Here is a 14,010-nt window from a genome sequence, read left to right on the forward strand (position 1 = left end):
CGTACGGCCGGGTTCGTGGCCCTCTCCCTACCCGCCCCGCCCCTGGACGCGGCGGGATTGTCGGTCGTGGCCGTTACGCTCGCCGCATGGCTGTGAACACGTCCCCCGAGACCCCCCTCCCCGTCGGCGAGGTCTCCCGGCTCATCGGGGGGTGGATCGACCGGCTCGGGGCGGTGTGGGTCGAGGGGCAGATCACTCAGTTGTCGCGGCGGCCGGGTGCGGGCGTCGTGTTTCTGACGTTGCGTGATCCCTCGTACGACATCTCCGTGAGCGTCACCTGTTACCGGCAGGTGTTCGACGCCGTCGCCGATGTGGTCGGGGAGGGCGCCCGGGTCGTCGTGCTCGCCAAGCCCGAGTGGTATGCGCCGCGCGGGCAGTTGTCGCTGCGGGCCGCCGAGATAAGGCCCGTGGGGGTCGGGGAACTGCTCGCGCGGCTGGAGCAGTTGAAGAAGGCCCTCGCGGGCGAGGGGCTCTTCGCTCCCGAGCGGAAGCTGCCGCTGCCTTTTCTTCCCCAGCTCATCGGGCTCGTCTGCGGGCGGGCGTCCGCCGCCGAGCGGGACGTCCTGGAAAACGCCCGGCACCGCTGGCCCGCCGTCCGCTTCGAGGTGCGCAACGTCGCCGTGCAGGGCGTGCACGCAGTGCCGCAGGTCGTGCAGGCGGTGAAGGAGCTCGACCAGCTCGACGAGGTCGACGTGATCATCGTCGCCCGCGGGGGCGGCAGCGTCGAGGACCTGCTGCCCTTCTCCGACGAGCAGCTCGTGCGGGCGGTCGCCGCGTGCCGTACGCCGGTGGTGTCCGCCATCGGGCACGAGCCCGACAATCCGCTCCTGGACCACGTGGCCGACCTGCGGGCCTCCACCCCGACCGACGCCGCCAAGAAGGTCGTACCGGATGTCGGGGAGGAGCTCGAGCGGGTACGCCAGTTGCGGGACCGGGCCCGGCGATGCGTCACGGCCTTCGTCGAGCGGGAGGAGCGGGGGCTCGCCCAGGCGCTCGCGCGGCCCTCGATAGAGGATCCGCACCGGATGATCGACGAGCGGGCCGACCATGTGGCGTCGCTGGTCGACCGGACGCGGCGATGCCTCGGTCATCACCTCGACCGCGCGGACTCCGAGCTGACGCACACGCACGCGCGCGTGGTGGCCCTCTCCCCCGCCGCGACCCTGAAGCGGGGGTACGCGGTGCTGCAGAAGGCCGACGGGCACGTGGTCCGGGCTCCGGACGAGGTGACGGCGGACGAGGCGCTGCGCGCGCGGGTCGCCGAGGGTGAGTTCACGGTACGGGTCGACAGCTAGAGACAGACGGAAATGGTGGGTTGATGGCCGGCAGGGCTGAGGAAGCGCTCGGGTACGAGCAGGCGCGCGACGAGCTGATCGAGGTCGTGCGGCGCCTGGAGGCGGGGGGTACGACGCTGGAGGAGTCCCTCGCCCTCTGGGAGCGGGGCGAGGAGCTGGCCAAGGTGTGCCGGCGGTGGCTCGAGGGGGCGCGGGCCCGGCTGGATGCGGCACTGGCCGAGGAGGAGGCGGAGTCCTCGGCCGACGGTGCGGCCGAGGACTCCGAGTAACGGCGAGCGCCCCCATCAATGTGGGGCGGATCAATACGAGGGGCACCATGCCTCTCGTATTGATCCGACGATCTGGTCGTCACGACCGTCTGACCGGCTCGGGCACGTGCAGAGGCCCCCGGCACGCCGGGGGCCTCTGCACGTTCGCTGTTCACGCCGTCTTCAGCGCCTGGGCCATCTTCGTCAGCTGGTCGAACGACCCCGTGCCCGCCACCACCGTCGTCGAGCCGTCGGTGTTCAGGAGCACCAGCGCGTCGTAGCGGCCGCCGGTGTACCGCGTCCACGTGCGGCCGCCGATCTCCTCGGTTACCTTCGTCTCCTTGGCGCCCTGGCTCGCCTCGTCGATGAACGTGGACCGCTTCTGAGTGGACTGCTCGATCGCCACGTATTCACCGTCGGGCGCGTGGAAGCCGAGATGCCAGGCGTCGAACTTGTCGCCCTGGAAGCGGACGGAGGTCGCCTTCCAGCCGCCGGGCAGGCCCTCGGGGGCGGCCACCGGGTACGACGCCGCGCGGCGCGCCGTGGCGAGCTCGACACCGTAGTCGACCCGTTGGATGTCGGGAGCGTGATCGTCGTGCGGGATGAAGAGGTAGATGAAACCCGCCGCGACCATGATCAGTCCCAGGGAGAGGACCATGTCCCGGATCGTCTTCTGCTTGCCGTTCGAACCTGCCACGCCCCTATCGTCGCAGGTGCCCCGGTCCGCTCATCCGTGGGGCCCCCTGCTCATTTTGTCTGGTCAACGATAGAGTCGGCCCAACACCCTCATCCGGCCGTCGTCGTATCAGAAAGGTGCGCTCCGATGACCGAGAATCATCACTTGCCGTCCGAGCTCGAAGTCCCCCGCGAAGCCCCCGACCGCAACCTCGCCCTGGAACTCGTCCGGGTCACCGAAGCAGCCGCGATGGCCGCCGGCCGCTGGGTCGGGCGCGGCGACAAGAACGGCGCCGACGGCGCCGCGGTGCGCGCCATGCGAACCCTCGTCCACACCGTCTCGATGAACGGCATCGTCGTCATCGGCGAGGGCGAGAAGGACGAAGCGCCGATGCTCTTCAACGGGGAGCGGGTCGGCGACGGGACCGGCCCGGAGTGCGACATCGCCGTCGACCCGATCGACGGTACGACGCTGACCGCCAAGGGCATGCCCAACGCGATCGCCGTCCTCGCGGCCGCCGACCGCGGGTCGATGTTCGACCCCTCCGCCGTCTTCTACATGGACAAGCTGGTCACCGGCCCCGAGGCCGCGGACTTCGTCGACATCGACGCGCCCGTGTCCGTGAACATCCGGCGGGTCGCCAAGGCCAAGCGGTCCACGCCCGAGGACGTCACCGTGGTGATCCTCGACCGGCCGCGGCACGAAGGCATCATCAAGGAGATCCGCGAGGCCGGCGCGCGCATCAAGCTGATCTCCGACGGCGACGTCGCCGGATCCATCTACGCGCTGCGCGAGGGCACCGGCGTCGACATGCTGCTGGGCATCGGCGGCACCCCCGAGGGCATCATCTCGGCCTGCGCCGTGAAGTGTCTGGGCGGGACCATCCAGGGCAAGCTGTGGCCCAAGGACGACGAGGAGCGGCAGCGGGCTCTCGACGCGGGGCACGATCTGGACCGTGTACTGACCACCGACGACCTGGTCTCCGGCGACAACGTGTTCTTCGTCGCGACCGGCATCACCGACGGGGAGCTGCTGCGCGGCGTGCGCTACCGGTCCGAGACGGCCACGACCGACTCGATCGTCATGCGGTCGAAGTCGGGGACGGTGCGGCGGATCAACTCGGAGCACAGGCTCAGCAAGCTGCGGGCCTACAGCGCGATCGACTTCGATCGGGCGAAGTAGTTACGCGGGGCAGGGGGGACTGCGGACCGTAGGCGACTGCGGGTCGCCGTGGCGACTCGCGCCCACGCGGCGGAGCCGCATGGCGAAACAGCCCCGCGCCCCTGGGGAGCCGCAGTGCCGCGCCCCAGTGGGTGCACGACGTTCAATGGGGGCGCCCCCGGTGCGGAGGGGGCGCCCCCATTGACGTGAGGACGGCTAGCCCGCTGCCGCTATGCGGCTCGGCCTGGCCGCCTTCTTCAGTTCCATCTCGCGGCGGCGGCGGCGCGCCAGGACCACGCGGCGTTCGGCGGCGGTGAGGCCGCCCCAGACGCCGTACGGCTCGGGCTGGAGCAGTGCGTGCTCGCGGCACTCGACCATCACGGGACAGCGGGCGCAGACCCGCTTGGCCGCCTCCTCGCGGGAGAGCCGGGCAGCGGTGGGCTCCTTGGAGGGTGCGAAGAACAGGCCGGCCTCGTCGCGCCGGCACACCGCCTCGGTGTGCCAGGGGGCGTCTTGGTCCCTGTCCCGCACTGGCACCCGCTGGGCCGGAACGGCAGCTACCTGCAGGGACGAATGCGGCGGTTGCAGCACGGTCTACTCCTGACGACGGCTTCGCGAGCGAGAGACGATGCAGCAAGGCCTACCCGCTGTGCGCGCGCCTATGCACTGAGTTCCGAACCGCTGGTTTTCCTGGAATTCACAACCGTCAACGGTCGAGATGCTTGTGCAAATGCCTGTCGACCTTGCGCTGCACGCGATCGAGGATGTCCGCGACGAGCTTGCCCCGCTTCGGCCTGCCCTCGATGCTGCCCAGGATCGCCCAGCCGTCCAGGTAGATCACGGGGGCATCCGGCTCGGCGGCATCCAGCGTGTCCACTTCGAAACTGCCGAGCACGCCGCCGCCGGTGCCGCGCAGCGAGACGTTCTCCGGGACACGGACCTCGACGCTGCCGAAGAGCGAGATCGCCTTGATCACGACCTGCTGGTACTCGAAGAGCGCCTCGCTGAGGTCGATCTCGACGCTGCCGAAGATCGCGTAGGCGTGGATACGGCGTCCGGCCCGCCAGCGGCCCTTGCGGACGGCGCTGCTGAAGATCGCCACCACGTTGTCGTCGGGGTCGACCGGGATCGCGCCGGCGGTGGGGCGGCTGGGGGCGGAGGCGGGAGAGGCGCGACGCTCGTGGGCGGCGGGCAGGTCCCGTATGAAGACCTCCAGTTCGCCCACCGTCTTGGCGGCCAGCACGCCCTCCACGCGCTCGGCGTGCTCCTCGGCGGTCAGGCGGCCCTCGGCGAGGGCGTCTCGCAGGATGTCGGCGATGCGGTCACGGTCGGCGTCCGAGGCGCGGAGTTCGGCTGCGCGCGGGGCCGTGCTCCCCTGTGGGGCGTGCTTCTGAAGGTCCACGGCAGCAGCGTACCCAAACACGATAGATCGCGATACCCCTGCCGCGTTCGAACTGAGCCTTACCTCACAAGCTCGCCCTCAGCGCCAGGTTCTACGCTGGTGAGGCCCGCCAACGTCGGCGGGTCGTCGTCCGCCGAGTGAGGAATGGGCTGAGATGCCTGAGTTCGCGTACACCGATCTGCTCCCCATGGGAGAGGACACCACCCCGTACCGGCTGGTGACCTCCGAGGGTGTCTCCACCTTCGAGGCCGACGGGCGGACGTTCCTCAAGGTGGAGCCGGAGGCGCTGCGCAAGCTGGCCGAGGAGGCCATCCACGACATCCAGCACTACCTGCGCCCGGCCCACCTCGCGCAGCTGCGCCGCATCATCGACGACCCGGAGGCGAGCGCGAACGACAAGTTCGTGGCGCTCGACCTGCTGAAGAACGCGAACATCGCGGCCGCGGGCGTGCTGCCCATGTGCCAGGACACCGGCACGGCGATCGTCATGGGCAAGCGCGGGCAGAACGTGCTGACCCAGGGACGCGACGAGGAGGCCCTCTCCCATGGGATCTACGACGCGTACACGAAGCTGAACCTGCGCTACTCGCAGATGGCTCCGCTCACCATGTGGGAGGAGAAGAACACCGGCTCCAACCTCCCGGCGCAGATCGAGCTGTACGCGACGGACGGCGGCGCGTACAAGTTCCTCTTCATGGCGAAGGGCGGCGGCTCGGCCAACAAGTCGTTCCTGTACCAGGAGACGAAGGCCGTCCTGAACGAGGCCTCCATGATGAAGTTCCTGGAGGAGAAGATCCGTTCGCTGGGTACGGCCGCCTGTCCGCCGTACCACCTGGCGATCGTGGTGGGCGGTACGAGCGCGGAGTACGCGCTGAAGACCGCGAAGTACGCCTCCGCGCACTACCTGGACGAGATCCCGGCCGAGGGTTCCGGGCTGGGGCACGGCTTCCGGGACAAGGAGCTGGAGGAGAAGGTCTTCGAGCTGACGCAGCGGATCGGGATCGGGGCGCAGTTCGGCGGGAAGTACTTCTGCCACGACGTGCGGGTGGTACGGCTGCCGCGGCACGGCGCGTCCTGCCCGGTCGCGATCGCGGTGTCGTGCTCGGCCGACCGCCAGGCCGTCGCGAAGATCACGGCGGAGGGCGTCTTCCTGGAGCAGCTGGAGACGGATCCGGCGCGGTTCCTGCCGGAGACGACTGACGAGCACCTGGAAGCAGACGGGGACGTTGTCCGCATCGACCTGAACCAGCCGATGGAGTCGATCCTCGCCGAGCTCACCAAGTACCCGGTGAAGACGCGGCTGTCGCTGTCCGGGCCGCTCGTCGTGGCGCGGGACATCGCGCACGCCAAGATCAAGGAGCGGCTGGACGCGGGCGAGGAGATGCCGCAGTACCTGAAGGACCACCCGGTGTACTACGCCGGCCCGGCGAAGACGCCCGAGGGTTATGCGTCCGGGTCCTTCGGGCCTACGACGGCCGGGCGCATGGACTCCTACGTCGAGCAGTTCCAGGCCGCGGGCGGTTCGAAGGTGATGCTGGCGAAGGGCAACCGGTCGCAGCAGGTCACGGATGCGTGTGCGGCGCACGGCGGGTTCTATCTGGGATCCATCGGCGGGCCTGCGGCCCGGCTCGCGCAGGATTGCATCAAGAAGGTCGAGGTCGTCGAGTACGAGGAGCTCGGCATGGAGGCCGTGTGGAAGATCGAGGTCGAGGACTTCCCGGCGTTCATCGTCGTCGACGACAAGGGCAACGACTTCTTCAAGGACCCGGCGCCGGCGCCCACGTTCACGACGATTCCGGTGCGGGGGCCGGGACTGGCGTAGAACGCCGGGTGCGGCGGGGTGTTTCGCGCCCCGCCGCCCGTAAGGCCCAACGCCCGGAACAACCGCGCCACCGCCCGCGCTGTACCCGGCATGAGCGAATACCGTATCGAGCACGACTCCATGGGCGAGGTACGTGTCCCCGCCCACGCCAAGTGGCGGGCCCAGACCCAGCGTGCCGTGGAGAACTTCCCGGTCTCCGGGCAGCGCCTCGAGCGCGCGCACATCGAGGCGCTGGCGCGGATCAAGGCAGCGGCGGCCAAGGTCAACGCCGGGCTGGGGGTGCTCGACAAGGAGATCGCGGAGGCAGTCCAGGAGGCGGCCGCCGAGGTCGCCGCCGGCACATGGGACGAGCACTTCCCCGTCGACGTGTTCCAGACCGGCTCCGGGACCTCCTCCAACATGAACACCAACGAGGTCATCGCCACCCTCGCGAGCGAGCGGCTCGGCAGGGACGTGCATCCGAACGACCACGTCAACGCCTCCCAGTCGTCCAACGACGTCTTTCCGTCCTCCATCCACATCGCCGCCACCGCCGCCGTCACCCGTGACCTGATCCCCGCCCTCGACCACCTCGCCGCCTCCCTCGAGCGCAAGGCCGACGAGTTCGCCGACGTCGTGAAGTCCGGGCGGACGCACCTGATGGACGCCACCCCGGTGACCCTGGGCCAGGAGTTCGGGGGGTACGCCGCCCAGGTGCGGTACGGGATCGAGCGGCTGCGGGCGTCCCTTCCGCGGCTCGCCGAGCTGCCCCTCGGGGGGACGGCGGTCGGTACCGGCATCAACACGCCCCCCGGCTTCTCCGCCGCCGTCATCGAGGAGGTCGCCCGCGTCACCGGGCTGCCGCTCACCGAGGCGCGGGACCACTTCGAGGCGCAGGGCGCCCGGGACGGCATCGTCGAGACCAGCGGGCAGCTGCGGACGATCGCCGTGTCCCTCACCAAGATCGCCAATGATCTGCGGTGGATGGCGTCGGGGCCGCGCACCGGGCTCGCCGAGATCTCCCTGCCCGATCTGCAGCCGGGGTCGTCGATCATGCCCGGGAAGGTCAACCCCGTCATTCCGGAGGCGGTGCTGATGGTCTCCGCGCAGGTCGTCGGCAATGACGCCACCGTCGCCGCCGCCGGAGCCGCCGGCAATTTCGAGCTCAACGTCATGCTGCCGGTCATCGCCAAGAACGTGCTCGAGTCCGTCCGGCTGCTCTCCAACGTCTCCCGGCTCCTCGCCGACCGGACCGTGGACGGGATCGTCGCCCACCGGGAGCGGGCCCGTGAGTACGCCGAGTCGTCGCCGTCCGTCGTCACCCCCCTCAACAAGTACATCGGGTACGAGGAGGCCGCCAAGGTCGCCAAGAAGGCCCTCGCGGAGCGCAGGACGATCCGTCAGGTCGTCCTCGAGAGCGGGTACGTGGAGCGCGGCGATCTGAGCCTCGAACAGCTCGACGAGGCGCTGGATGTCCTGCGTATGACGCACCCGTAACCATTGGCACCCAGCGCGAGAACCGTGACGCCCACCGCAGCGTCGTATGCCTACGGCACCTAATATCTGTGCATGGCAGACGGTGGAGCGATGACACGAGTGGAAGCGGGACCTGCGAACCACTGGGCGCCCGGGAGTCAGATCCTGTGGCGATACCGGGAGAACGCGGGCGAGCGCTTCCACATCGCGCGCCCCGTCACCGTCGTACGGGACGACGAGGACCTGCTCGCCGTATGGCTGGCACCGGGCACCGAGTGTGTGAAGCCCGTGCTCGCGGACGGCACGCCCGTGCACCTGGAGCCGCTGGAGTCGCGTTACACCAGGCCGCGCACGGTGCAGCGCGACCGGTGGTTCGGCACGGGAGTGCTCAAGCTGGCGCGGCCCGGCGAGCCGTGGTCGGTGTGGCTGTTCTGGCAGCCGGGCTGGCGTTTCAAGAACTGGTACGTCAATCTTGAGGAGCCCCAGGTCCGTTGGGCCGGCGGGGTCGACTCGGAGGACCACTTTCTGGACATCTCGGTGCACCCGGACCGCAGTTGGCACTGGCGCGACGAGGACGAGTTCGCGCAGGCCCAGCGGGACGGTCTGGTGGACGGCGGACTGGCCTGCCGGGTGCGCCGGGCGGGGCTGGCCGCGGTGCAGGTGATCCGCGACTGGGGCCCTCCGTTCTCGGAAGGCTGGCAGGACTGGCGCCCGAATCCGTCGTGGGCCGTACCGTTGCTGCCGGAGGACTGGGACCGTACGCCTGCGCACGTGTCCTCATGAGACCCTTGATGCGCCCCCGGGCACGAAACGTAGGATCGTCCTCCGCAAGGGCGACAGCGGCAACTCCCGGAACAGGCGCCTAGTCTGACCGAACGTCACCGAGGGGCGGCAGGACGTGAGCGAGGGGTACGAGGGCAACACCGGCACAGGTCCCGAGGGCCGCGCCCGGTCCACCGGTGACACAGAAACAGCCTCTGACCACGCGGGAATCCCGTTCCCCGGGCACGTATTGCGGGTATCGGGATTTCGGCGGGAGGAACTGCACGCATGGCGCGCAGCCCCGGACGGACGGATTCGACACGCGTGACGGAGCACCCCACCTCCTACGACCGCCCCCAGTCGGGCGTCGACCCCACGGACCCCCGCGGGGCGCTCCTGCATACCCCGGCACCGGCCGGCCGGTCCGGCGCGACCGCCTTACCGCCGCAGCCCGCCCAGGCCCGCGCCGGTGAGACACCGGGCACCGGATCCGGTACGACGTCGCCGTGCGGCAAGGGCAAGAACCCGGCCGGCACCGACCCCGAGCACTCCCAGCCCGCGGTCGCCGAGCCCGACACCCATCGCCCGCGGCCCGCGCCGGAGACCATCCCCGTCCAGCCGGACGGCACCGAGCAGACCCGGAAGGAGCGAGCTGCGGACGGGCAGGAGCGGCGCACCGGACAGGGACCGCCGCCCGGCCGTCCCACGCCGATGCGGCGGGACGGGGACCGGCTGCGGTTCGTCGGCGCGGCGACCCGCAGGATCGCCCGGGGCATCGACCTGGACGAGATCGTCATGGGTCTGTGCCGGGCGACGGTGCCCACGTTCAGCGACGCCATCCTCGTGTACCTGCGGGACCCGCTGCCGGTCGGCGACGAGCGGCCCACCGGTCCCGTCGTGCTGCGGCTGCGCCGTACCGACCGGATCCCGGAGGAGCACAGCGAGACCGGTTTCGCGTCGGTGGCGACGCCCGAGCAGCCTTCGGAGCTGCAGGAGCTGTCGGCCCTCACGGCGGAGCTGTGCGAGGTGCGGCCGGGCGGAGCCCTGGCCGAGGTGCTGCGCGGGGTGCGGCCGGTGTTCGCCGACGCACCGGCCGCGCGCGCCGCGCTTCCGGAACTCCTCGGCGAAGGCGGCGAGTTGGTCGTGCCCACCGGGCAGCGGGCGATCCTCGCCCCGCTGCGCGGGCGGCGCCGGGTGATCGGTGCCGCGGTCTTCATCCGCCGCCCCGACCGCATCCCCTTCGAGGCCGACGACCTGCTGGTGGCCGCGCAGCTCGCCACGCACAGCGCGCTCGGCATCGACAAGGCGGTGCTGTACGGGCGTGAGGCGTACATCGCCGACGAACTGCAGCGCACCATGCTCCCGGAGACGCTGCCCCGGCCGACGGGCGTGCGGCTGGCCTCGCGCTATCTGCCGGCCGCCGAGACCGCGCGGGTCGGGGGCGACTGGTACGACGCCATCCCGCTGCCGGGCAGCCGGGTCGCCCTCGTCGTCGGTGACGTCATGGGGCACTCCATGACCTCGGCGGCGATCATGGGCCAGCTGCGGACCACCGCGCAGACCCTCGCGGGGCTGGACCTGCCCCCGCAGGAGGTGCTGCACCACCTCGACGAGCAGGCCCAGCGGCTCGGTACCGACCGTATGGCGACCTGTCTGTACGCCGTCTACGACCCGGTCTCGCACCGCATCACCATCGCCAACGCCGGCCATCCGCCGCCCATTCTGCTGCACCTGGGTGGCCGGGCCGAGGTGCTGCGCGTGCCGCCGGGCGCGCCGATCGGCGTGGGCGGCGTCGACTTCGAGGCGGTGGAGCTGGACGCGCCCGCCGGGGCGACCCTGCTCCTCTACACCGACGGCCTCGTCGAGTCCCGGCTGCGGGACGTGGCGACCGGCATAGAACAGCTGCGCGAGAAGCTCGTCGCGACCGCCCAGCTCACCGGCCCCGACCATCCCCCGCCCCTCGAGGCCCTGTGCGACGAGGTGCTCGACATGCTCGGCCCGGGCGACCGGGACGACGACATCGCGCTGCTCGCCGCCCGCTTCGACGGGATCGCGCCGAGCGATGTGGCGTACTGGTTCCTGGAGCCGGAGGAAATGGCCCCCGGCCGGGCCCGGCGGCTGGCCCGCCGGGCGCTCTCCCGCTGGGATCTGGAGGACCTCAGCGACGCCGTGGAGCTCCTGGTCAGCGAGGTCGTCACCAATGCCGTGCGCTACGCCTCACGTCCCATCACGCTGCGGCTGCTGCGCACCGACGTGCTGCGCTGCGAGGTCGGCGACGACGTGCCGCAGCTGCCGCGGCTTCGGCAGGCGCGGGCCACGGACGAGGGCGGCCGCGGGCTGTACCTGGTGAACAAGCTGGCCCGGCGGTGGGGGGCGACCCGGCTGAGTACGGGGAAGGTGGTGTGGTTCGAGCTGAACCACGGGTGAGCGTGGGGCCTGTCGGTTCGGCCCCGCGCTCGGGAAGCGGAAGAGGGCGCCCGGTGATCACCGGGCGCCCTCTTCCGTGCCTACTGCCCGTTCGGATTCAGTGGATTGCCATTGCCCGGTTCCGTCGTCGCGGGATCGGTCGGCGGCAGCGTCGTCGGCGTCTCGGTCGGTGTCTGCGTGGGCGTCTGCGTGGGCGTCTGAGTCGGTGTCCGAGTCGGTGCCTGGGTCGTCGGCTTCTGGGTCGTCGGCTCCTGGGACGGGGACGGGCTCTCCGACTTGCTCGGGCTCGTGGTCACCGTCGGCTGGACAGCGGCACCCTGGTCGGTCTGCAGGTCGAACTTGCTGACCTCGGCGGAGATCCCGAAGGTGTACGCCGCCCAGATCTGCGCCGGGTAGCCACCACCGTTGATACGGCCGGGGCTCGGGATCAGGCCGGTCGCGCCGGTCAGGGTGACCTGCGGGTGCGGAGGCTTGGCGTCCTCGCCGAACAGGCCGACCGAGGTGACCCAGTCAGGGGTGAAGCCGGTGAACCAGGCCGACTTGTTGTTGTCGGACGTACCCGTCTTGCCCGCGACCTTCTGTCCGTTGCGCTTCGGGTTGTCCCGCACGGAGGTCTTGGCCGTACCGTCGTCGACCACGCCCGTGAGGACCGAGGTGACCGAGTCGGCGGCCTCGCGGCTGATGACCTCGTCCCCGATCGGGTCCGGGAGGTCGACCGAGCGGGTGCTGTTCTCCACCGACTTGATGATCGTCGGGGTGACCTTCTTGCCGTGGTTGTCGAGCGTGGCGTAGACGCCGGCCATCTCCAGGGGGCTCGCGCCCATGGTGCCCAGGGTCTGCGCCGGCACCGCCGGGAGCCCCTTGGTGTCCATGCCCAGGTCGCTCGCGACCTTGAGCACCTTGTCCATGCCGACGTCGACACCCAGCTGCGCGAAGACGGAGTTGACCGACTTGTTCATCGCCGTCTGCACGGTGATGTCGCCGTAGTTCTGGTCGTCCTCGTTCTCCGGGGCGAAGGCGATGTCGCTGCCCTCGACGGGGCGCTTGCTCGTACCGTCGTAGATCGTGTTCGCCGTGATCGGCTCGTCGTCCTGCGTCTTCGCGGCCTCGTCGAAGGCCGCGGCGAGGATCACCGGCTTGAACGTGGACGCGGGCTGGTAGTCCCGTCTGGTGGCGTTGTTCGTGTAGTGCTGGAGGTAGTCCACGCCGCCGTACATGGCGACGACCGCGCCGGTCTTCGGGTTGACCGAGACGGCTCCGGCCTGGACGTTGCCGTCGACGGTGCGCTTCTTCTTGTCCAGCTTGCTCGTCAGCTGCTGCTTGACGGCCTTCTCCAGCGCGGTCTGCTTCTTCTTGTCGATGTTGAGCGTGATGGTCCAGCCGCCGGCGTCGACCATCGCGTCGGCCTGCTTGGCGTCCTCGGCGGCGCCCTGGGCGACGAGCTGCTTCTTCAGCTGGCTGTTGGCCGTCTCCACCAGATAGCCGACCTGGCCCTTGAGGCCGGCCGACGCCTTGGGCTCCTTGGGCACCGGGAACTTCATGGCGTCGCGCTCGGCCTTGTCCAGCCAGCCCTGCTCGACCATGTTGTTCAGGACGTAGTTCCAGCGTTGCTGGACCAGCTTCTTGCCGGTGTCGCTCGCGACGGCCCAGTCGTACTGGCTCGGCGCCTGCAGCAGCGCGGCGAGGTAGGCACCCTGCGCCACCGTGAGCTTGTCGGCGTCGACGCGGTAGTAGCACTGGGCGGCGGCCTGGATGCCGTAGCAGCCGCGGCCGTAGTAGCTGGTGTTGATGTAGCCGGCGAGGATGTAGTCCTTGGACTTCTGGCGGTCCAGCTTCAGCGAGATGACCAGTTCCTTCAGCTTGCGCGTGACGGTCTGGTCCTGGGTCAGGTAGTAGTTCTTGACGTACTGCTGGGTGATCGTCGAACCGCCCTGCGCGCCCTTGCCGGAGAGAGTGTTGAGCAGACCGCGCGCGGTGCCCTTCAGGTCGACGCCGGAGTCCTTGTAGAAGGTCTTGTTCTCGGCGGCGACGAAGGTGCGCTGGACGTCCTTGGGGACCTTCGCAAGGTCGACGACCTCGCGGTTGACATCGCCCTGGCGGGTCATGACCGAGCCGTCGCTGTATTTGTAGATGTTGCTCTGGAGCTTGGCGTCGGCGTTCTCCTGGGGTATGTCGATCATCATGTAGAGCACGATGAAGGCGCCGATGCCGAGCAGGCACATACCGAGGAAGGCGCCGAGGATCTTCTTCCAGGTGAACATCCGGCGTATGAGGCTCTTGCCGTTCTTGCCGCCCTTGCCGCCCCGGCCACCCTTGGCACTCCGCCTGGCGGCCGCCCGGCCCTGGCCTATGACCGTCGGCTCGGCTTCCATGACTGCCTGCGACGAGCGGTTCCTGGGCGCCGCGCGACGACCACCACGCTGTCGCGCTCGTCTCTCTTCCGCTCGTCCCATGAGTCTGCTCGCTCCGCTTCGTTCTCGGCAGTCACATCAGTGCCTGACGCAGGTCAGCTCAGAAAGCTAACACCGCTCTCTATGTCGAAGAGGTGTCGATCCGGCGTTCCACGGACGTGAGAATCAGCACCACGACCGCCAGGTACCGGCATATGTCCCGCTCCAAGGGAACCGACGTGCGAAAAGGGTCCAGGGTTGCCCCACCGGGCCTGTGAATTACGCCGCGCCCGTGTAGCGGAACTGTGACAATCGGCCGCCACCTGCGCTCCCGCACAGCCCGCCACGACCTACACACTCCGCGTATACATG

11 protein-coding genes are annotated in these 14,010 nt (G+C 69.9%); 7 read left to right on the plus strand and 4 right to left on the minus strand.

Translation table 11 applies throughout. From position 1 onward, the window contains the following. The first annotated feature begins 86 nt into the window (after nt 1-86). Together xseA and ABZO29_RS17015 are read left to right on the plus strand one after the other, a co-directional pair. Nucleotides 87-1,295, plus strand: a complete 1,209-nt coding sequence (gene xseA / locus ABZO29_RS17010) for an exodeoxyribonuclease VII large subunit (RefSeq protein WP_367321041.1) — start codon at nt 87-89, stop codon at nt 1,293-1,295. A 23-nt stretch (nt 1,296-1,318) separates the two neighbouring features. Next, nucleotides 1,319-1,564, plus strand: a complete 246-nt coding sequence (locus tag ABZO29_RS17015) for an exodeoxyribonuclease VII small subunit (protein ID WP_367321042.1) — start codon at nt 1,319-1,321, stop codon at nt 1,562-1,564. Between the two features lie 151 nt (nt 1,565-1,715). On the opposite strand, the gene ABZO29_RS17020 is transcribed toward ABZO29_RS17015, so the two are convergent. Then, nucleotides 1,716-2,240, minus strand: a complete 525-nt coding sequence (locus tag ABZO29_RS17020) for a DUF4245 domain-containing protein (RefSeq protein ID WP_367321043.1) — start codon at nt 2,238-2,240, stop codon at nt 1,716-1,718. Between the two features lie 126 nt (nt 2,241-2,366). Between ABZO29_RS17020 and glpX the strand changes: the two genes are divergently transcribed. Then, on the plus strand, nt 2,367-3,401 hold the full coding sequence (glpX, locus tag ABZO29_RS17025; protein WP_367321044.1) for a class II fructose-bisphosphatase: 1,035 nt from the start codon (nt 2,367-2,369) through the stop codon (nt 3,399-3,401). 195 nt (nt 3,402-3,596) lie between these two features. On the opposite strand, the gene ABZO29_RS17030 is transcribed toward glpX, so the two are convergent. Together ABZO29_RS17030 and ABZO29_RS17035 are read right to left on the minus strand one after the other, a co-directional pair. After that, nucleotides 3,597-3,971, minus strand: coding sequence for a WhiB family transcriptional regulator (locus ABZO29_RS17030; protein ID WP_367321045.1), 375 nt, complete (start codon nt 3,969-3,971; stop codon nt 3,597-3,599). Between the two features lie 115 nt (nt 3,972-4,086). Continuing rightward, nucleotides 4,087-4,782 (minus strand): DUF1707 domain-containing protein, encoded by a 696-nt coding sequence (locus ABZO29_RS17035; protein ID WP_367321046.1) that lies wholly within the window; start codon nt 4,780-4,782, stop codon nt 4,087-4,089. Between the two features lie 154 nt (nt 4,783-4,936). Between ABZO29_RS17035 and ABZO29_RS17040 the strand changes: the two genes are divergently transcribed. The 4 genes from ABZO29_RS17040 to ABZO29_RS17055 all read left to right on the plus strand — a co-directional run bounded on the left by ABZO29_RS17040 (nt 4,937) and on the right by ABZO29_RS17055 (nt 11,248). Further along, the gene (locus ABZO29_RS17040) at nt 4,937-6,604 is read left to right on the plus strand and encodes a fumarate hydratase (protein ID WP_367321047.1); all 1,668 of its coding nucleotides are present in this window, start codon (nt 4,937-4,939) and stop codon (nt 6,602-6,604) included. A gap of 90 nt (nt 6,605-6,694) precedes the next feature. Beyond that, complete coding sequence (locus ABZO29_RS17045) at nt 6,695-8,080, plus strand: class II fumarate hydratase (RefSeq protein WP_367321048.1); 1,386 nt, start codon at nt 6,695-6,697, stop codon at nt 8,078-8,080. 72 nt (nt 8,081-8,152) lie between these two features. Beyond that, the gene (locus ABZO29_RS17050; protein ID WP_367321049.1) at nt 8,153-8,842 is read left to right on the plus strand and encodes a DUF402 domain-containing protein; all 690 of its coding nucleotides are present in this window, start codon (nt 8,153-8,155) and stop codon (nt 8,840-8,842) included. 303 nt (nt 8,843-9,145) lie between these two features. Continuing rightward, nucleotides 9,146-11,248 (plus strand): SpoIIE family protein phosphatase, encoded by a 2,103-nt coding sequence (locus tag ABZO29_RS17055; RefSeq protein ID WP_367321050.1) that lies wholly within the window; start codon nt 9,146-9,148, stop codon nt 11,246-11,248. An 80-nt stretch (nt 11,249-11,328) separates the two neighbouring features. Here ABZO29_RS17055 and ABZO29_RS17060 read toward each other — a convergent pair whose 3' ends face one another. Continuing rightward, entirely contained in the window at nt 11,329-13,701 is a 2,373-nt protein-coding gene (locus tag ABZO29_RS17060; protein ID WP_367321051.1) for a transglycosylase domain-containing protein, read from the minus strand. Between the last annotated feature and the right edge of the window lie 309 nt (nt 13,702-14,010).

The sequence above is a fragment of the Streptomyces sp. HUAS ZL42 genome (assembly GCF_040782645.1).
Lineage (GTDB): Bacteria > Actinomycetota > Actinomycetes > Streptomycetales > Streptomycetaceae > Streptomyces.